This is a genomic window from Haloarcula salinisoli (genome assembly GCF_019599405.1).
GTDB classification, from domain to species: domain Archaea; phylum Halobacteriota; class Halobacteria; order Halobacteriales; family Haloarculaceae; genus Haloarcula; species Haloarcula salinisoli.
Genome location: NZ_RKLQ01000004.1, coordinates 99,444 through 117,914, shown reverse-complemented (window position 1 = coordinate 117,914; position 18,471 = coordinate 99,444). Strand labels below are relative to the sequence as shown.

At 52.8% G+C, this 18,471-nt stretch carries 17 protein-coding genes; 7 read left to right on the top strand and 10 right to left on the bottom strand.

What is annotated here, in order from left to right; all coding sequences use genetic code 11:
* Positions 1-174 precede the first annotated feature (174 nt).
* The 3 genes from EGD98_RS17770 to EGD98_RS17760 all read left to right on the top strand — a co-directional run bounded on the left by EGD98_RS17770 (position 175) and on the right by EGD98_RS17760 (position 3,002).
* Positions 175-1,395, top strand: coding sequence for a tyrosine-type recombinase/integrase (locus EGD98_RS17770; RefSeq protein ID WP_220589740.1), 1,221 nt, complete (start codon positions 175-177; stop codon positions 1,393-1,395).
* 366 nt (positions 1,396-1,761) lie between these two features.
* Entirely contained in the window at positions 1,762-2,571 is an 810-nt protein-coding gene (locus tag EGD98_RS17765; protein WP_236039603.1) for a ParA family protein, read from the top strand.
* Complete coding sequence (locus EGD98_RS17760) at positions 2,568-3,002, top strand: DUF8160 family protein (protein ID WP_220589739.1); 435 nt, start codon at positions 2,568-2,570, stop codon at positions 3,000-3,002. Before EGD98_RS17765 ends, EGD98_RS17760 begins: the two co-directional genes overlap by 4 nt.
* Before the next feature lie 990 nt (positions 3,003-3,992).
* Here EGD98_RS17760 and EGD98_RS17755 read toward each other — a convergent pair.
* Positions 3,993-5,807 (bottom strand): transposase, encoded by a 1,815-nt coding sequence (locus tag EGD98_RS17755; protein WP_220589812.1) that lies wholly within the window; start codon positions 5,805-5,807, stop codon positions 3,993-3,995.
* Between the two features lie 451 nt (positions 5,808-6,258).
* Here EGD98_RS17755 and EGD98_RS17750 point away from each other — a divergent pair, with 451 nt between their 5' ends.
* Positions 6,259-6,441, top strand: a complete 183-nt coding sequence (locus tag EGD98_RS17750) for a hypothetical protein (RefSeq protein WP_220589738.1) — start codon at positions 6,259-6,261, stop codon at positions 6,439-6,441.
* Between the two features lie 132 nt (positions 6,442-6,573).
* On the opposite strand, the gene EGD98_RS17745 is transcribed toward EGD98_RS17750, so the two are convergent.
* Positions 6,574-7,764: a glycosyltransferase family 87 protein gene (locus EGD98_RS17745; protein ID WP_220589737.1), complete on the bottom strand. Its 1,191-nt coding sequence runs from the start codon at positions 7,762-7,764 to the stop codon at positions 6,574-6,576.
* A 572-nt stretch (positions 7,765-8,336) separates the two neighbouring features.
* Here EGD98_RS17745 and EGD98_RS17740 point away from each other — a divergent pair.
* Positions 8,337-9,020: a hypothetical protein gene (locus EGD98_RS17740; RefSeq protein WP_220589736.1), complete on the top strand. Its 684-nt coding sequence runs from the start codon at positions 8,337-8,339 to the stop codon at positions 9,018-9,020.
* 17 nt (positions 9,021-9,037) lie between these two features.
* Here EGD98_RS17740 and EGD98_RS17735 read toward each other — a convergent pair whose 3' ends face one another.
* Positions 9,038-9,382 (bottom strand): DUF8129 domain-containing protein, encoded by a 345-nt coding sequence (locus EGD98_RS17735; protein WP_220589735.1) that lies wholly within the window; start codon positions 9,380-9,382, stop codon positions 9,038-9,040.
* Between the two features lie 268 nt (positions 9,383-9,650).
* Here EGD98_RS17735 and EGD98_RS17730 point away from each other — a divergent pair, with 268 nt between their 5' ends.
* Positions 9,651-10,925: an RNA-guided endonuclease TnpB family protein gene (locus EGD98_RS17730; RefSeq protein WP_220589734.1), complete on the top strand. Its 1,275-nt coding sequence runs from the start codon at positions 9,651-9,653 to the stop codon at positions 10,923-10,925.
* A gap of 557 nt (positions 10,926-11,482) precedes the next feature.
* Here EGD98_RS17730 and EGD98_RS17725 read toward each other — a convergent pair.
* From EGD98_RS17725 to EGD98_RS17705, 5 genes are all read right to left on the bottom strand, one after another.
* On the bottom strand, positions 11,483-12,430 hold the full coding sequence (locus EGD98_RS17725; protein ID WP_220589811.1) for a DUF6610 family protein: 948 nt from the start codon (positions 12,428-12,430) through the stop codon (positions 11,483-11,485).
* Positions 12,431-12,735: 305 nt separating this feature from the next.
* Positions 12,736-13,197 carry a hypothetical protein gene (locus EGD98_RS17720; RefSeq protein ID WP_220589733.1) on the bottom strand — a complete coding sequence of 154 codons (462 nt, stop codon included), beginning with the start codon at positions 13,195-13,197 and terminating at the stop codon, positions 12,736-12,738.
* Positions 13,198-13,315: 118 nt separating this feature from the next.
* Positions 13,316-13,564 carry a hypothetical protein gene (locus EGD98_RS17715; RefSeq protein ID WP_220589732.1) on the bottom strand — a complete coding sequence of 83 codons (249 nt, stop codon included), beginning with the start codon at positions 13,562-13,564 and terminating at the stop codon, positions 13,316-13,318.
* The gene (locus tag EGD98_RS17710) at positions 13,561-13,851 is read right to left on the bottom strand and encodes a hypothetical protein (RefSeq protein WP_220589731.1); all 291 of its coding nucleotides are present in this window, start codon (positions 13,849-13,851) and stop codon (positions 13,561-13,563) included. The genes EGD98_RS17715 and EGD98_RS17710 overlap by 4 nt, the downstream gene beginning before the upstream one ends.
* A gap of 38 nt (positions 13,852-13,889) precedes the next feature.
* The gene (locus EGD98_RS17705; RefSeq protein WP_220589730.1) at positions 13,890-14,303 is read right to left on the bottom strand and encodes a hypothetical protein; all 414 of its coding nucleotides are present in this window, start codon (positions 14,301-14,303) and stop codon (positions 13,890-13,892) included.
* Positions 14,304-15,144: 841 nt separating this feature from the next.
* Here EGD98_RS17705 and EGD98_RS17700 point away from each other — a divergent pair.
* Positions 15,145-16,395, top strand: coding sequence for an RNA-guided endonuclease InsQ/TnpB family protein (locus EGD98_RS17700; RefSeq protein ID WP_220589729.1), 1,251 nt, complete (start codon positions 15,145-15,147; stop codon positions 16,393-16,395).
* A 30-nt stretch (positions 16,396-16,425) separates the two neighbouring features.
* On the opposite strand, the gene EGD98_RS17695 is transcribed toward EGD98_RS17700, so the two are convergent.
* Positions 16,426-16,827 (bottom strand): N-6 DNA methylase, encoded by a 402-nt coding sequence (locus EGD98_RS17695; RefSeq protein WP_220589728.1) that lies wholly within the window; start codon positions 16,825-16,827, stop codon positions 16,426-16,428.
* A 164-nt stretch (positions 16,828-16,991) separates the two neighbouring features.
* Positions 16,992-18,242, bottom strand: coding sequence for an RNA-guided endonuclease InsQ/TnpB family protein (locus tag EGD98_RS17690; protein WP_220589727.1), 1,251 nt, complete (start codon positions 18,240-18,242; stop codon positions 16,992-16,994).
* Between the last annotated feature and the right edge of the window lie 229 nt (positions 18,243-18,471).

Below are 18,471 nucleotides of genomic sequence, written 5' to 3'. Positions count from 1 at the left end.
CAAGTGCTTACGTTTACTCCAATAAACGTAAGCACTTTTTTCAATATGGCCGCCCTCCCCCAACGCGAACACCATGTCTCGGCCCAGAACCCCGGCTAAACCCCATCAAATCGCCCGAACACCTCTGTCGGGTCCAGTACCTTGGGACACCGCTCTTCCTGGAGTGACGTACTGATGCCATCCGAGCCGAAGACAGGCTCCGACGGCACTGAGACGGATGCCGTCGCAATCTCCTCGGTGGTCGAGGACTATCTGCTCGACAAGGGAAAAGGGCGGGACGGCGAGAGTGGGAACTATCGACGACACGCGGAGCGTGAGATCGACCGATTCCTCGAATTCCTCTCTGACCGACCTGGTTCTCCTGCGACCTTCGAAGCGCTGTCTGTCGCTGACCTTCGAGAGTACGCTCGATATCTCTCCCGCCAGGGCTGGGCTGAAGGCACTATCAAGAACTACTACGCGCACGTATCGGGCTTCCTCGGATGGGCATCTCGGGAAGGGCATCTCTCAGAGAACCCAGCCCAGCGCACTCGGGCCAAGGAACCGCTGCCAGAAGACACGGGACGAAAATCGGGTGAGCAACAGGCGTGGTCCCGTGAGCACCGGGAGCAGTTGCTTTCATATGTCGACGAGCAGGCCTACAACGCGATTGACGCTATCAGTGATGACCCGAAAGCCGCGATCAAAGACTGCCGAAACCGAGCATTGGTCAATTTGCTCTGCTTTTCCGGTGTTCGCGGTGCTGAGATTCTTGCTGACATCGACGACGGCCGCCGTGGTCGAGATGGCCTACGATGGTCCGACCTTTCGCTTGGGGATAACAGTCTCCAGGTGCTCGCGAAGAAGCAGCGTTGGGATGACCGAGCACTGCCAGCACCCGCTGTACCGTCCCTGGAACGGTTGAAGCAGGTTCTGGACCCACCATCTGATGATTGGCCTGTCTTCCCTTCGCTCTCGTATTCAACGCTCGTTCAGGACTTCTCTAACAGTCTACTGGAGAGGGGGTACGATAACGAAGAAATAGAAGAAATACGCCTTGAAAAAGTCTCTGAAGGGGAACTCTCGATGATAGAACTCTGTGCTGAGTACGGGGTAGCACCCTCCGCGATGACGACGCATGGCGGTCGCGACGTCATGAAGCGTCTCACTGATCGGGCGGGAATTGAATTAGACGATGACACCCACGGATATCTCGCTCCTCATGGGGCTCGTCGAGCGGCTGGTGAAGTAATGGTCCGAAAATACGGACATGGTGAAGCTGCCCGACTGCTGGATAACTCTGAGCAGGTTGTTCGAGAGCACTACTCACATATCGAGGCCGGAGAGCTCGCTGATCTCGCTGCTGAAGCCTTCGACGAAGCCCCCCAATCGGATAATCAAGATTCGACTGAGTAGATTCCGTCTTTTTGTGCCTCAATGGATTATACGGATAATCCGCAGCAATCGGGATTACTGATGTTAGCTGGATTAAACAGATTATCCAGGTAACCCAAATTATCCCCGACATGTGGACTGACGGATTATCTTGATTATCTGGATTATATAGATTATCCGTATTTCACTCTGTTCCAGAGTCCCCTCACATACGTATTATCCGTATAATCCAGTATGGTCAAAGTTCCCTTAGAACGCTAAACACTCCGTAAATACTGTGTCTGACGTAATTTTATAAGATTGGCTGTCACAGAGAGATAATGTAGATAACACGGATGGGTCGGATAAGACGGATAATCCGGATAATACGACTAATACAAACAATCCATGACGTTTAGAGTTACAATATCAATGCAGAAGGGCGGCGTTGGAAAGTCGACGACCAGTATCAATACCGCAGGGGCGCTAAATGCCAGAGGCCACGATGTTCTCGTCGTTGACACCGACCCACAAGGGGGTGCAACACTCAAAATGGGGCTTCGAGAGGAGTACCGGTCTGGTGAGTTTGCGTTGTTTGACGTTCTCAGCGATATGGGCGACCTCACATATGATGATTTAGACCGGTTAATTATCGACTCTGCAGAGTTTGATATCGTCCCTAGCCACCTGAAGAACTTCAACCTCGAAAAATACCTGTACTCCGAAGCTGGCGGCCACGAATCTTTGCGAAAGGCCGTAGATAGGCTGGACACAGATTACGACTTCATCGTCATTGACAGTCCGCCAAACCTTGGCCCACTTTCTGACGGGGCACTAATAGCAGCTGAAAACGTCCTATTCCCGAGTCATCCCAACACGATTGCGCGAGACAGTCTCGAGATACTGTTCGAGGAGATAGATACAATCGAGGCGAAATTCGACCAGTACAGTATCACGACGCTTGGAGCCGTACTCAATGAAGTTCCGTCTCAAGGTAATGTCGCTCGTGAGGTCGAGGAGTGGTTTTTCGAGACTTTCGGTGAAGACCATGTCTTCGATGTTCCCGAACGCGATGTCGTAGAACACGCGATAGAATATCGGACATCGATATTCGAGTACGACCCTGAAGATGCCGGATATCCATGGGATGACGGTCCCCAGCAGGATGTGATCGCAGCGTACGACCGTATCGCGGATCACCTGGAGCAATACCAATGAGCGACGATAACCCACTGATGGACCGGTTTGAGGAGCATAAACCTCAGAGCAGTGACGAGGATGAAGACTCCTCAACGGGCGACGAGACAGCGTCTTCGGATAATACGGATAACTTGGACAATACAGAAGCGGTACAAGCAGAGGAGACAACCGAGACCTCGTCGAAAAACAGCGAATCGGACAGTGAGACCTCCGGTGATTCTAACTCATCGGATACTGATACCAGACGGTCGAGGCCGCATACTGCGATTTACATTTCAGAGGATCTCGTGGAGAAAGTCGACGAGCGATACCGGAAGATCAATGGCCAGCTGATGATCGACGGCAAGGAAGAAATCGAGAAGCACAAACACTTCTTTGAAGGTCTGATCAAGGCTGGTCTAGATCATGATGATCTTGAGGAGATTGTTTTGAATCAGCGCAACAAATAGATTTGAAGATAACCCACTTACTGCCCACATCGCTTCTGGTGAATATCAGTTCCGAGAGGTTGACAGGTACTGATATATACCTCAGCCATCGATATACCACAGCGACAAGCATACTCATCAAGTCTGACCCGCAGAAAATGAGCAAATCATTTTCAGCCTTTAGGAGGGTGCTTCGACGATAGCTGCACCATTGGAGGGTGTTTGACTATCGGTGCGGGTAGACGTGAGTGTGAAGTCGCCTTCTCATCAGAGTTGAGCTACAGCCAGTCTGGCGAGGACTCCCGATAGTGCGTATGTGTGGATATTATGAGGTTCTGGACCTGAACGGTCTATTCTGTATTTCTCATCGTATCACGTACTAGCTTGCGAAGAGAGACTTTCGTCACCGATTGTAATGCCCTATCTAGCAATGAATCCCGACGGAGATCGTGTCCTTCCGCTCGACGTCGGGGTAAATGACCACGTCCTGTGCCCACTGTGTGAGTGCAATCTGCGCGTTCGAAGCTCCCATTATAATCGTGGTAACTTTGTTGCAGAGCATTTCTTTCATCCTGCGGGGTCGATGTGTCCGGGAGAATCTACTGTTCAAGCAAAAATGAAAACCGTTGCGGCAATGAAGCTCAGGGAGATCTTTCCGTCGGCATCTGTTGCCCACGAAGAACCGATCCCAAAGATAGAGCATACTGCTGATGTCCTTGCTACCTTCGAAAGGCCCGTGTTTCCGTACGGGAACGGCATTGCCGTCGAGTTTCGGCCAACGAATGACGATAAACAAGTAGACGCTATATCGAGTGAGCTTCTCTGATCCTCCGAATATGGCTCTATGATGTATAGGTTTCGCACATAGAAGTGCTGTAATTATATTCACCGAGTCTCCAAGAGTGTGCTTCTGAGAAACCTATTGAATTTCGGTCACAAAATATCGATGATAGCCGCGTTCAGGACAGCGCCGCCGCTCACGAATCAATAAGCCCGTAAGGAACAGCGAGATTAGTCGGGTGGGTCAAGCCCGTAGCTTTTCTTCGCCAGTGTTAGGAACGAGTTCGCCGTGATCGCAGGTTCGTCAGAAACCTCACCGTCCATCTCCATCTGGACTAGGATGTCCACGAGCCGCCAACAGTTGTACAGTACGCAGGCGAACGCGAAGTTGAAGTACCGATAACGGTGATCTGGTGACTTCGTCTCCGCAAGGAACGTCTTCAGTTTCTTGAAGCCGTTCTCGATTCCCCACCGACGCTTGTATTTCGACATCAGGCGGCCGACTTGATGTTTCATCTCCGCTTCGTCCTGTGGGTCACTCTCCACGAACTCCAGATTCGTCTCAAACGGAACTGTCGGTGCGTCAACCCGGTCCGGTTCCTCGATATCTTCCTCTTCCCGTATATCATCAAGTAGATTTCCTAATGGAGAGTCACTGTCGCTACCTTCCGAGAAGGGTTTGGTGTCGCCAACATCACTGAAGTCCTCAAGCAATTCCTGGCGAATCGTTATGTCCGGACCATCGTCGTTCTCTTCTTCCCGTTCCCACTCACGCTTGGGGAGATAGACGGCCTTCCGCGTTGGGCCATCGTCGAGTCGCTCCTGCACAACGACGTTGAAGTCCTCGTCAGCGGCCGCCATGCGTGCAATATTACTCTCATGGTCACTGCTGGAGCGGACCATACCAGGGTTCAGATACGAGACCGCGTGTTTCTCACAAGCGTCCTTCACGCCGTCGTGGGCGAACTCACGGTCCATCATCACGAGATCCAGACCAGGCACGATGTCGGTCGCACCGTCAAGCAGATCGTCAACAAGGTCTGCTCGACTGCGGCCACGCTGGACTGGTACGGCGTCGAGAATCAACGGAACGTCGTGGCCGACAATTTTGATGACTGCCCACTGGAAGTACGGCCCGTCGTCGCCTTTGTAGCCGAGTATCCATGGGTCGGTATTGCTTCCGCTACGGTCGCGCTCGACCTCACCGCCCCACGGCTGGCCCTTCGTGATGTCTATGGCTGCCGTCACCTCGCGGCCCATCTTGTCCTTGGACTTTGCGCGGGCGACGAGCGTGCGAGCAGTTTCTCGGAGCATCCGCCGGACGCGAGCCACACCGAGTGTCTTCGTTTGGAGACGATGGGAGTCACCGGATGGTGTTCGCTGCCGGGTAGTATCCTCCGTGAACGACTGTGCGCCGTCGTTGGCGTGCATGTCTGTCCGCATCCCGATGTAGGCGTGTTGCTCCCAAAATGCACTTTCTGGAACGGAGGCGTTACTGGCGCGGTCGAGATTGAAGCAATCGGTGACGATAGGCTTCGCACCCTTCCAGACCTGTCGTGCCTTCTCGCGGGCGAGCGTGTCCTTACTTTTCGATGTTGTGACCGCCTCGGTCGGCTGGTTGGGTAGGAACTCCGGTTCGGGAGCGGAGATATCGTGGTACCGAGCGATGTCTACAACGACCTCGGCAGCGTCACGGACGGCATCCTGCACGTCGGTGAGGCGGTCGTCCCACGCTCGCCAGAGCGTTGACTGGTCGGGAATATCTTCGAAGCCGAGCTGTGTGCAGAGGAATGGCTTCTGTTTCAGGTAGCGGTAGAGTGCTGTCGAGTTTTTCCATCCCTTCACGCACCGGAGAACGTGCGCTTTGAAGACGGCGCTCCAAGGTTTGGGTTCACCTTGAGCGTGATCATATGAATCATAGAAGCAGAGATAACTCGCAGGAACGTTGGCAACAAGGTCTTCAAGTGATGTAGAGCGGTCGTAGCGATACTGTTGCTCATACGGATACGATTTCAAAATTCCATCTACCATCTCCCGGAACGTCAGATCCAACGAGTGGGCCGTGATGGCACCGTCAGTGCTGGTGGCGTAGAGGCCTTCAACCTCGTAGTCTTTGGGCGTTGATACGTAGCCAGCACTATCGAGACGTATCGGCGGGCCAATTCGTTCCCATCGTGAATTTGTTGGTGCCCGTGCAGCGGTTCCCGTCACGTAGGTTGTGTTTGGAGTGGATTCCTTATAAGTCCACGACAACTATGGTGAAAGTAAAGCAACGGGAGTATACACTTGTCGAGAGTGTCATAGAACCGTTCTCACAGCGTGTCTGCTCTCTCTACTATGTGTTCAAACCGGGCGCATAGTCAGATTCCAGATCGCCGGTCAGAATGGATGACCAGTGGTCAGTACAGATTAAAGAGCGACCGAACGAACACAGAATAGCCATCACGGGCCAGACTTGATGCCAAAATTGAAATACAGGTGAAAATCACTCTGCTCTATGAGTGATAATGGCGATGTCCGGTCTGACATTCTTGCCACTCTTAGAGGAATCGCATTTGTACTCTTTGCTCTCCAATTGAGTATAATTGGTGTCTTCGCAGGCGATGGTTCCTTCTGGTTACTCCTTGCCGGATTTTTCATTGGTGTGATTGGGGTTATTGCGACTCTGCCGGGATACTGACCCGTAACACCAATCTCTATTTCACAATACCCAATGGTCGGTTTGCACATTCATATATCAACTCTTTCTAATATCACTTTGCCGAATTAATAGCTCGGCAGAAATATACTGATAAAACACAGTGTTATTACGCTAATTTTCAGATTGCTGTGAATGTACCTGCCAAATGCCAGCTATGAGAACAGCGATGGTTCCCCAGAGGACAGGCGTGCCTAGCGTATAGAAGGCTTGAAGGCTAACAACTAGCGTTTCAGTACCCCAGACAGGTAAGTTGAGCATGCGAACCAGCATAGTCGCATCATGGAGTTTCAACGTGAATTGCATGAAAATTACACCCGCCGTGAAAATCCTACCAGGCCATCCTGAGAGAAGATATAATAGCGGAATTAGCGGATAAAAAACGAGGACGAAATACATAGTATACGAGGGGATCACTAGCAAAATTCCGCACAACGTCGAGAGGAGCGCAATGAGCTGTTGAATACGACCTTCACTCTGTAGATATGCGTAGGCCACTACCGGGGCGACTATTATAAGAGAGAGTACTGTTAGAGCCGTTCCGCTTGCATCGGTGAAAATAACGGAAAGAGGCCGCTGAAGTGTGACGTATAGACTTGACGGTGAAAGGCCGCCTGAAACAGCGTTTGCAGTCCCTCGTGGGAGAAGCTCCTCAACGAAATATCTCTGTGTGCGGTTTAAACCAAAAAGTACGGCACCAGCCGTAAGCGCCCCGATACCGGTGATTATAGCAACCAAACTAGTATACCATTTTCGCCGCCAGACTAACCAAATGCCGATAGCAGCGGGGAAGACCTTTGGAAGCGCTGCTAATCCAAGAGCAACACCAGCGTGTTGTTCTCGGTTCTGTTCCATCCATATTAGACCGATTCCCAGCGCCAATGCAATGTGGTGGTTGATATTACCATTTACCAACGATGGTGCGCTAATTGGGCTGATTACAATAAATCCACAGATCAGGATACGATCATAATTCGACAGCTGCAGCCCGTATGATTCGGTTGCCTTCGCAATGGTGAGTCCAAGTAAAACGCTGACAAGAACTGTCCCGGCAATATGGATAGCAAAGCCGGTAATCGGAGAAACCAAGAGATACAGCGAAAACGGGGCCAATAATACGATTGGATAGCGGTACGTGAGATTTGAGACGCCGACAGGAGAACGACCATAGACCACCTTGCCCGCATGCAGGTCTGCAGCGGCGGCTCGATATATCTCAAAATCAATTCCAAATTGACCGGGAGTGATAGTAAGCCGATAGAGGAAATATGCAATACCGAGAGAAATCCCGAACCCGAGTGCCAAGCGTGCTCGGGTGAATGAAGCGGCTGAGTCTCTTCTTTGCAAGATAGATGTAATGGATATAGATCTGATATATGTTTTCTGGTTCATCCATATTAGAGACGGATGCTACTCTGGGTATCAGTACCTGTGACTGAATGATATCGCCGTCTTTTCTCAGAAAGCGTGTAGTCAGCACCGTGGCATCACTCCATTAGACACTTTTATTGAATGAGCTCATCAGTGTGCACGCTTACTGAGCAGATGTTTCATCGGATGTGTTCTGCATAAATAGCCTGGCAGCTGTTTTCAGATAGCTCCTTAGCGAGATCGAGGTCACTCCTCTGTATTCCAGGAACTCATCCAGCTTCCGGCACATCTCGAAAACTCGTTTGGCGCGGCTGACGAGTATATAATGTACGAGAAATGGCAAATATCCCTATTTCAGTCGTAAATCAGAGTGCCAGACCTAGTTCAGAGTGCTGAACAGTCGGCACTCGACCTGTGCATTATTCCCTATCTTCGGAACCCCTCAGCTTCTCCTGGCGGGCTACACAGTCTACTGGGCTTATCAGGAAGATTTCGACGGCCATGATATGAGCTTTAGAGAAGACCAACTTCGGACTCCATGGCCTCACGCTATCCCAATTACTGAAGATATCGACGGCTACTCTGAAGTTGTCCAACAGCTCCTCAAACCAGACTCCCCCGATGCGGTTGAGATTTCTGTCCCGTTCCCGGATGAATATCTCCGTGCCCATGCCCTCGAAGTGGTCCCCCCGCTTCGGGGCTACTATGACTCGGGCACATCACCGGACGGCTGGCAGAAAATTTCCTCTATATCGCTCCACGGAAAGGGAACAGAGCGAGCATGGGTAAATGTGATTCAAGCTCCGTCTGATCACGTCTTCTTAGAGTTCTGGAAGAAAGACATTGACAAGGGAAATTCATCATATCTCATCTGCCATATCGGCGAAGAATTACCAGATCGGTTTGAACAGTTCATGGACAGCGCTCAAACCTGGTTCAAACGTGGGTATTCGAACGAGAATAGCAACCAGTGGGTATCAGGACCATCAATAAGTTTCCGTGGAACATCATTATGCGAGAGTTGGTTATCTCTCGCAAAGACTCCGAGAGGTCCGGTACGAATCATTATCGGCCGCAAAGACCTGAAAGGGAACACTCGCACCTGGTCAGTCCCGTATCGAAAAGGCGATCTGAGCCGGCTAGCAGCGCTTCGTCACCCCGTCAAGCAAGTTTTCAGCGAGACGGGCTGAACTCTTCTCACGACTATCTATAGCTCATTCCAGTCCGGTGCAAACTCTCGTCGTATCAAACGGGGTTCGTATTCCGTGTGGATCATCTCTAATGGTTCCGTGTGGGCGGCCTTTGTTGGATACTGTTTCAATTTTCCATCTTGGGGGCTTCCGCCGGATGCCTCACTGAGTTCGTTTTTCCGGTCACGAAGCATTCTGAGTATCCCCTCCCGTCCTCCACTATTTCTCTCGTGAGAAATATAGTAGTCGAGACTCTCTACCTCGGTAAACATTCGAATCGCTGCCCTGATGACACGTAATCTTGTAGCAGCGAGAAGTTTCTCTGGAGGAAGCGTTTCAAGCACCGCCTGGTCAGTGGCCATCTTCCTTCAAGGAGGGAATCCCGGCCTTCAGGCCGGGAGGGAATCGACAATTCCTGAACAAACCACGCTCTGACGCTCAATCCGAATGCCGACCGTTATCTTTAACTTACGCTACTTCTTACGTTTTGATGGATGAGGGCCGACTTCGATATGGAGCGAGGCGGGCCACTTCACGAAGCCTTGAAGGAATACGCCCGGGACCACGGGATACGCCACTCACGAGCGTACCCCGAACTCCTCCGCAAAGCACTCGAATCCGAAGGCTACGATGTCAACGACTCAGACGGCGAATAAAACGCTGGAAGCCACGCTCGCACCCCCAACGTGGTGCAAAGAGCAACGCCTCCAGCAAACGCTGTCCGAATACCGAGACGCACTCCACGATGCCTTCGAGCAAGACTGTGAGACGATGAGCGCCACGAACAAAGTGGTGACACCGTACAACTTACCGTACCAAGCGAAAGACGCCCTCAAATCCTACGTCCCGAAACTCCACAACACGTACAACGCCAACGAGTTGGACGACGAACACCCGCTCCGATTCGTGAATCGAGCCGGGAAGTTCGACCGCGACACATCGCGTGAGTACGAAATCTGTTGGAACGTTCCGCAACCCGGTCGGGGAACCAACTTCTGGATACCACTCCGTTTGAATCCCGAACAAGGGGAGTTGTGGGATGAGATGCTCGATGAGGAATCGAGTACCAAAGTGGGCGAACTTCGCTTGCAGAAACACCAGAAGACGTGGACACTCCACGTTACTGTTGAATACGAAATCGAGGACACTTCTGAGTTGCCCGAGAATCCGACTCGGGTTGGGTTCGATATTGGCGAGTCGATGTTGGTCACGGGCTGTGCCCTCCAACACGACACTCCCACGAAACCACTCCTCATCAACGGGAGGGAAGCCAAGCGAATCCGCAAAGAGATGTTCACTACTCTCAAGCGACTCCAAGAGCGTGACGCATCTGAGTGGCGTATCGAGGAACGTTTCTCGTACTACCAGAACCGTCTCACTGACATCATCGAGAAGGCTTCTCGTGAGTCCGTGGAGTATGCTCGTCAGTTCGTGAATCCAGTTATCGTGATGGAGGACTTGGCGTACATCCGCGAATCACTGGACTACGGGAAGTACATGAATCGACGCTTGCACTCGTGGGCCTTCGCTCGCTTGCAGGGACGTATCGAGGACAAGGCGAAGGACGCCGGGATTCCAGTCAGGTACGTTCACCCGCAGTACACCTCGAAGACGTGCCACTCGTGCAAGCACATCGGGTATCGCCCTCGGCAAGCCGAGTTCAAGTGCAAGAACTCAGAGTGCCACGTATCGACGTTCCAAGCAGATATTAACGCGAGTGCGAACATCGCACGTCGCGTAGACCCGTGGGGAGAGAGTCTGCCGTGGAAACAAGCAGGCGATGACTCGCCACAGGACGGGAGCGGTTGTGACACCGCCACGACTCAGTGTGAGCAGAGCGAGACACCCTCGCAGATGACACTCACAACGTTTCAAGAGTCGAAACCCACTGCCAGCGACGACTGACTGGCATTCCCACCGTGTGGGAAGCCCCGTCGTTTACGACGGGGAGGATGTCACTAGTAGTCAAAGGCTGCATTCGGGTCCTCAGACTGGGTCTGACCGAGACGACCCCAGCTCTCCAGTAGTGTACAAGCTTCGTCGACGATGCCCTTGATAGCAGAGTCTGTCGAACCCTCCGTAGACGGCTCTTTCAGATGGCACTTCAGTTCCAGTGCATCTTCGAGCCGAATCGACGGATGGTGGTGATACAGTGAACTGGCTACTTTTTGTTCCAGACCGCCACACTCAACATCCGGACCGAGATCTTCTCTGACGATAGCGCGAAGGTGCTTTACACGGCGGATGTGCGCGATGCTTTCCTCTGAGAAACCGGGTGGTCGAGAAGCGGTTTGTGACGCTGTGATAGAGTCCATTGAATTCAAGCCCTCACCTCTATTAGGGGAGACAAATTCGGCACAGTGGAGTTCTTCTTTTACGCTATCAATCCCCTTGCAGAGTTGATGGCTGACAGGCTCGCCCACAGTCTGTGGTGATTGTGGGTTTTGCTATCTACGGACTGTCTACGGCGTAATCAAGCCCTCGTGGTATTCGGTGTATACCCGCTCGGTTTCTGAGCGAAATGCCCGGATACTGCCGTCGGTATACTGGTGAACGATTGCATGTTCGAGTGGTATCGTCTCATCGTCTTCGGGGTCAAGTCGATCCTCCCAATCATCCGGACCCTCGTAGTCACCCGCTTCAGAGATGTGCATTCCGTTTGCAAACACCTCATCGTCTGGCACCTGGACAGCCTCACCTAAACGGTCAACCGGGGTCGTCCCCTCACGAGGCCAGACACCGCGTTCTTTCCAGAACAAGCGCATCTCACGAAGGCTCTTCTTCACTGTTTCCCTGATGGAGAGATGGTCGCTTCGTTGCCAGCCTTCCCGACTCCAATATTCACCGATGTAGGCGACTTTGTGCGCACCGTTCCAATCCAGCCCGACGATATCTGCAGGTGGATCGCCGAACAATGTTGGTGAGGTCAACTGTTGAATCACCTCCCACTGTTTGGTGGGGCTTGCTCCTAGCAGGTGTACACGCCGTCCACGCCAGTCCGAGTAGTCCGAGAAGTCTGAGGCCAGGATATCTGAGTATCCCATTGAGTAGCCTAATACAATCTCTGTGCCCGGTACATCGGCTGAACCGATGATCTCGATTGCCTCGTGGCATTTTGGGACTATGATGAGCGTTGAGTCTGGGTACTCTGTTTTCAGCTTACGGGCCTCCTCAACTAAGATATGTGCCTCATCGGCTGAACGTGCGTCTCCGACGACACCAATTTCGGGCTCGATCTCCCGAAATCGCGACAGATATCTCTGCAGGTCTGGATTCTTGAAGTCATTATCCAACATCAGTATTGGGACGTCGACGTTACGTAGAGCATTTGTCTGCAGGCTACAGTCTTCACGAATCCCGGTCACGAAGCCTGCCTCATATGCGTCTGTCGCGAATGGGTGCCGAGACAGAAATGCAACATAGTTTGCTTGTCGGGCTCGTGCGACTTTCTCGGCGACATCGGTGTGGTCATTGAGTACCTCTGAGCGTCTTTCAGGTTGAACAGTCGACCCTGACGCGACATTCTTAGAAGTAATGGAGTTTCCCATGATGAAGGTGTAACCGGGTATTTGGCGGCCCACAGGCTCGTCGCTGACAAATTCAGTTGTATCTCACGTTCCGAAGTTCTCCACAGCGTAGTGCTGGATCGCTCCGTTATGCTGAGATTGCCGAAATCGTGTACTCTGGTACGTCTTAATCCGCCAAAATCCAATTGCTACCGCTCTGCACCCGTCTCTAATGCCATCTGCAACTGGGTAATGGTATTACGAACATCTTCTGTCCAGGGACCACCCTCAGGTGCACGTGATTCGAGATCCCCCAGCTCATCTCGGGCAATACTCAGTGCGTCAGCAATAACCGTTCGAGCGACTGGCGCATGTGTCTCTGTATTATACACGCTCTCTTCGGTGTTCAGGAATCGCTTTTGCTTGTAAATGAGTCCCCCGTCTACCCAGTCGTTCCAGAGCTGTTCTATGTCGGCTGTCGCAGTTCCGCCTCTGTGATGTTCCAACCGGACTGAGCCGCTCTTCTCATCCACACCGGTAACTCCCAGCGTTTCCGTACCATCGGAGATATACACTGGCGAAGCCGGGGTGGCTTCGTCGAACGTCAATTCCGCAATCGCCTGTTCGTAATCCGGTTCACCACTCTCTGTCTTTGGGAAGGATTCATTCATTAGTATCTATTTCCTGCATCTATCTCGGTTGAGTCCGTTTCACACATCCTACGGCTTGATAGAAAGCTCTGAAAACCGTTTTTTAACACTACTGGATCTACACAGGTAGAAACCGGCCTTATTCTGCCCCGACTGCAGCGTCGTCAGTAGCCCCTTTTGCCGGGACAAGATCTTCGTGGGCTCGAGCTTCCATGCACCTACAGCAGAATACCCCGTTGTCAGCGATGTCGTCACCCACAATATCCCCGTTTTTCCAAGTCTCTTCGGTGTATCCCCCGTTCTCCAGTTCGTACACTGCACCGAACTGAACCTGTTCGACAACCCACGAGAATTTACCCTCCAGACACTCCGGACAGACGAGCATCATCGTACCTCGATTAGAGAGACGTCTCCGATACGATATGCATCGACGAGACCGGCAGCATCCAGTACGGCCCGGGCTAGCGCGTTCCCTCTGGCGTAGGCAGCGCATTGGTTTGGCGCAACCACCGATAGAATCACCTCGATTGAGGCGAGGTCGAGTTCCCTAATCTGCAGTGCCATCGAGAACTCATCAGCTACCCCTCGGTCGGTATTTTCCAGAGTTATTTCGATTACGACATCGTAGACTTGCTGTTCCCGGCCAGGTTTCCTATCTGTACTTCTCGAAGCCATCATCTCGTCGGGTGAGACAAACCTGCAGGAGATACAAGCTATTCCTCATCGGCATTGAGTCTGGATTTCTGTCGAGGTTCAGTTTCGAACAGGCACCTGGCGTTGGCTTGGCCGCCACCCAACGTCCGCTGGTCAACCTCGGTGTTGACGAAAAGTGCTTCTTGTCTCCCCTCTGTGCCGTCCCCTCCGTTGCTCGCCCGGATAGCTGACAACGGTCGGTCATCGATGAACTCTTGGCTCCCTCCACTGTCGATTCGTGGGGTTCTGGCCTGTGTGTCGATATCCAGCCCGTGGTCAGACAGTGTGGTTTCGAAGGGTGTGTCATCGATTTCGAGCAGTTCAGTCTCGCCGCTACCGTCAGAGCTGGCCGTATCTTCCACAAATACACTCTGATGATGGACCGCAAACGATCGCTCTGTGCAGCTGCTTTTCTTAGTATTCTCTGTAACCATGGTATCCCCATCGGCGGAAAAGACTCCGTCAACGGCGCAACTGGATAGCCGTCACTGTCCCGCCAGTCCGCCCGCGGAAAATAAACCAGAGTCGTTTGCGGAGGGTGGGACCACCTACCGACTCAAACTCTATCTGATACTCCCAATTTCTAGAACGCGTCGTCAGGAATACTCAACCGGTCAAGTGCCCAGTCTTCGATTTCAGGTCGTGTCATCGGGTGGGGTAGCTCGTGATGTCCCACTGGCCGTGCCAGAAACGATCCATCATCGTCGTGTAGATCTTCTCGATAATAACCGAGCCAATACCGCTCTAACCCTGTCACTCCTGGACCATCCATTATTGTTAGTATCCTGTAAGAATCGACTTCGACATCGGATTTAGGACTGAGAGTGGGATATCTTTGGGCGACATTCACGGTTTGCAATACGTCGAGATTCCGCATATAATAGAGGAGTTTACAACCGTTACAACCCGATCTATCGGCGATTTCAGTCTCTCCACATCGGCTAGCCGAGTTCAAAGTCGACAAGAGATCCCTGTGAGGTTTCTTCAGCAGCGATTCTGTCTTCCTCTCCGAAGAATCGTGACACAACCCAATCCGTCTCTTCAACAGTCAATACGGATACTGGTCGTTCCCCCTTGAGCATCCGTCCTGTTCCAGCTGACCACACTTTCTGAGGCTTGAGTTTCAGCTTGATTTGATGTAGAGCCTACGAGATTAAGGAGCGAGCAAAGCGAGTGAGTAGGTCGGAGGGGAAACCGACGAAGGACGAGATAACTGTACGACGGTAGCTACCCGACCCCCGAATGTATAAGAACCGTTAAGCCCAAATCTGAAACATGGAGGTCCGGCGTACTGCGCCCGTCAAACTTGTCGTTCCCGACGAGCGACATGAGGATCTCCACGAATCTGCTCAGCAGTTCCTTCACTGCGCCAACCGTGCTGCAGATTTCTGTTGGTCTGACGTCTCTTACACAGAATGTATAACGGCCAACACAACTGCACGGGACGCGCTCTACGGGGAACTCCGCGTGGAAACCGACCTCACCGCGAATCTCGTTCAAGAAGCCATCCGACGCGCCGTCCAAGCCGTAAATGGATGTGTCGAACGGTGGAAGCAAGGCCAGCGGGTGAGTCAGCCTGAGTTCACGTCATGGAGTATGCTCTATGATAAGCGGAGCGCTACGTTTTATCGTAACCGTGTGTCCCTCTCGACCGTTAACGGGCGCGTTGAGTGCGACTTTGAGCTTCCGGCAGACAGTCCGACCCCCTACGAGCGGTATGTTCTCTCGGAGGAGTACGAGTTCCGGGCGAGCACACTGCAATACGATAAGGCAACTGACGAGTTCTACTTCCACATCACGACCCGGAAGTACGATTCTGATGATGACAAGCCTGAGGTTTCGGAAGATACCGAGCACCAAACAGTCCTCGGTATCGACCTCGGCGTCAACAGCCTCGCAGTAGCTTCAACCGGTACGTTCTGGCAGGGCGATGAATACGACCATTGGTGCCGTGAGTTTGAGAAACGGCGGAGTGAGATGCAACAGCGTGGAACGCAAGCTGCGCACAACGCGCTTCTTCGTCTGGGTAAGCGTGAAGAATCGTGGCGAAAGCAGTACATCCACACTGTCGCCAACGAAATCGTCACTGAAGCCGTCGAACATGATTGCGACGTGATCGTGTTCGAGGACTTAACGGACATCCGAGAGCGACTTCCACAGGCGAAGTGGCATCACGTGTGGGCGTTCCGTCGCTTGGTCGAGTACGTCGAGTACAAGGGCGCCGAACGCGGCGTTACGGCGAAGCAGGTTGCATCGAACCACACGTCCCAGCGCTGCTCTCGGACAGACTGTGGGTTCACGCACGAAGCAAACCGTGATGGCGAACACTTTCACTGCCAGAAGTGCGGCTACGAGGTCAACGCGGACTATAACGCCGCGAAGAACATCGGGCTACGATACGCCCGGAAGCGGAAACACAGACTCCGGTCCTCGCCCACGTCGAGGACCGGAGACGCACCAGTAGACGTGCGTCTGAATGGTGGGACGTTGAGCGGCGAGAGTCACCAGCCTATTGCCGGTGACTGATTGCCGGGAGTCCACATCAAAGCCCTACACTCAAGCACCGAGGCGCGTATGCGCTGAGGGAGTAGGGTAGTTTACAGCGTCACCGAGGAGAACGTATCCGGTGATGTCGTTGAGTACGCAATTGATTACTGCCATCTTTGCACACAGCGAATCCTTTTCGTATCCAAGGAAGACAGCCGGAACCTCGGGGGCAACTGCCCGTAACTGCCGAGCAGTGTCTACAATGAGTCGTCCACTCCCACACCCGGATATGTCACCGATGACCAGTGGATCATCAAGTGTTGCCTCTCGTAGCTCCCCGTCGTCTGGAATAGTCATCGCTGCCATCGCTCGGCTCACCGGGCCTGGTGTGAAGTACTGACCAAAGCGGTCGCTAGTAAGGCCGTAGTGTTCGTACACCCCTCCCAGAATATCCTCGTTTGACTCTTCCAACCCGAGGACTAACCCTCCGAGAGCCTCGACATGAAGGTTGACTAGTTGGTCTACAGCATCCTCATCGAATCCGTCGATCCTGTATCGGCTGAGTATCTTCTGGTGACATCCTCCTCGCCGTAAACGGCGAGGCTTCCCGTACCGAAGGTGGGATATTTGCTGGTCTACGACACGGCTTGCTCTCTCGTGCGAAACGTCCCGCTCTCGCGGTCGAACAAGTATGTCGATGGCTGTGCCACACAGCCGTTACTCCTATCCTCGCCGTGAGGACTCGGAGTTATCTTCTGCCGCATATTCTCCGCCCCGTTGCAATCTGCGTTCCCGACCAATTCACACGACGAGCAGACGTACAGACCACGGTGCTTTCGGTTCGACTTCTGCTCGGAACCACACCGTGAACAGGTCTTACTGGTTCCCCATTCGTTCTCCTTCAGCACCTCAACGCCACGGATCTCGCCTTTGTATTCGAGGTATTGGTAGATGCGGTCGAACGCCCACGAGTGCAACTTCTTGTTGCCGGTCTTGCCCCAATCCGACTCTCGCACATTTTCGGGCCAACTCACCGCCAGCGTGCCAACACCGCGTTCGACACACTCCGTGATGATGGCATCCGTCAGCGTGTGGTAAAAGTGCGTCTCACGCTCTGTGAGTTTTCGCCGTGCCCACATCGACTTCTCAGACGGGCCGTCCTCCCCTTCAGTATCGTACTCAGAACGCTTGAAGTAGTGCTTGTCTTGCTTGAGCGAGTTGCCGGGGTACAGCACGTATTCGTCAGGGAAGGCAACCGTGGCGATGTTCGTGATGCCGAGGTCGATTCCTGCCACGCCGTCGCCTGCTGAGTCGTTCGTTTCGAGTTCAACTTTGCAGACGAAATGCAGCTCCCATTCGTCGCCGTTCCAGACCGCTCGGACGTTCTGCACCGAGTTGACTTCTGAGAGGTCAACATCCGGGCGCATCTGGTACTCACAGAGGAGGAAGTCCGAGAAGTGGTCTTTCAGATTCGAGCCTTTCGAGAGGCGGACGCGGTTGTTCTCGGCGTCGTATTTGAATCCGTCTTCTTTGAATGTGACCGTGCTCCGTGGTCGTTTGTCGCCGTGTTTGCGGTAGCCGGGCGGATTCGCCGTGTCGTCTTTCTGTCGCAGGTCAAACCATGACTGGAAAGCGTCCGAAAGTTCTTCGATGACTTTCTGACTGGATTGTGCGTTCAAATCTTTCCAGCACGCTTGGTTCTTCAGGTACGATTTCAGCACGCCCTCATCTGGTATTTCGCCAGTTGCATCCCAGATGCGTTCTGCTGTCCATCGCGCGACGTTCCAAATTTTGGAGGCGGAATCACCGAGCGAATCGAGGCCGCCACAGACCTGCCGGTGGTTCTGGATGGAACCAACATAGGTTCGAGTGGCCTCAATCGCCATACATAGCCTATGTCGGTAATATTACTTAATGGCCCGGATTATCGTTGAATATCCGGGCTGCTATCGGCGGGAGTTGGCGTCAGGGTTATCGGATTCACTCCCGTCGTAAACGACGGGATTCTCTCCTCGAAGAAAGATAGTTTTCTTCATCACCGGTGAAGCTAGCGAGTGTTAGGTTGACCCAGTCGGAAAACACTCGAAACGGGGTGTCTCCGGTTTCTTGGTGAAC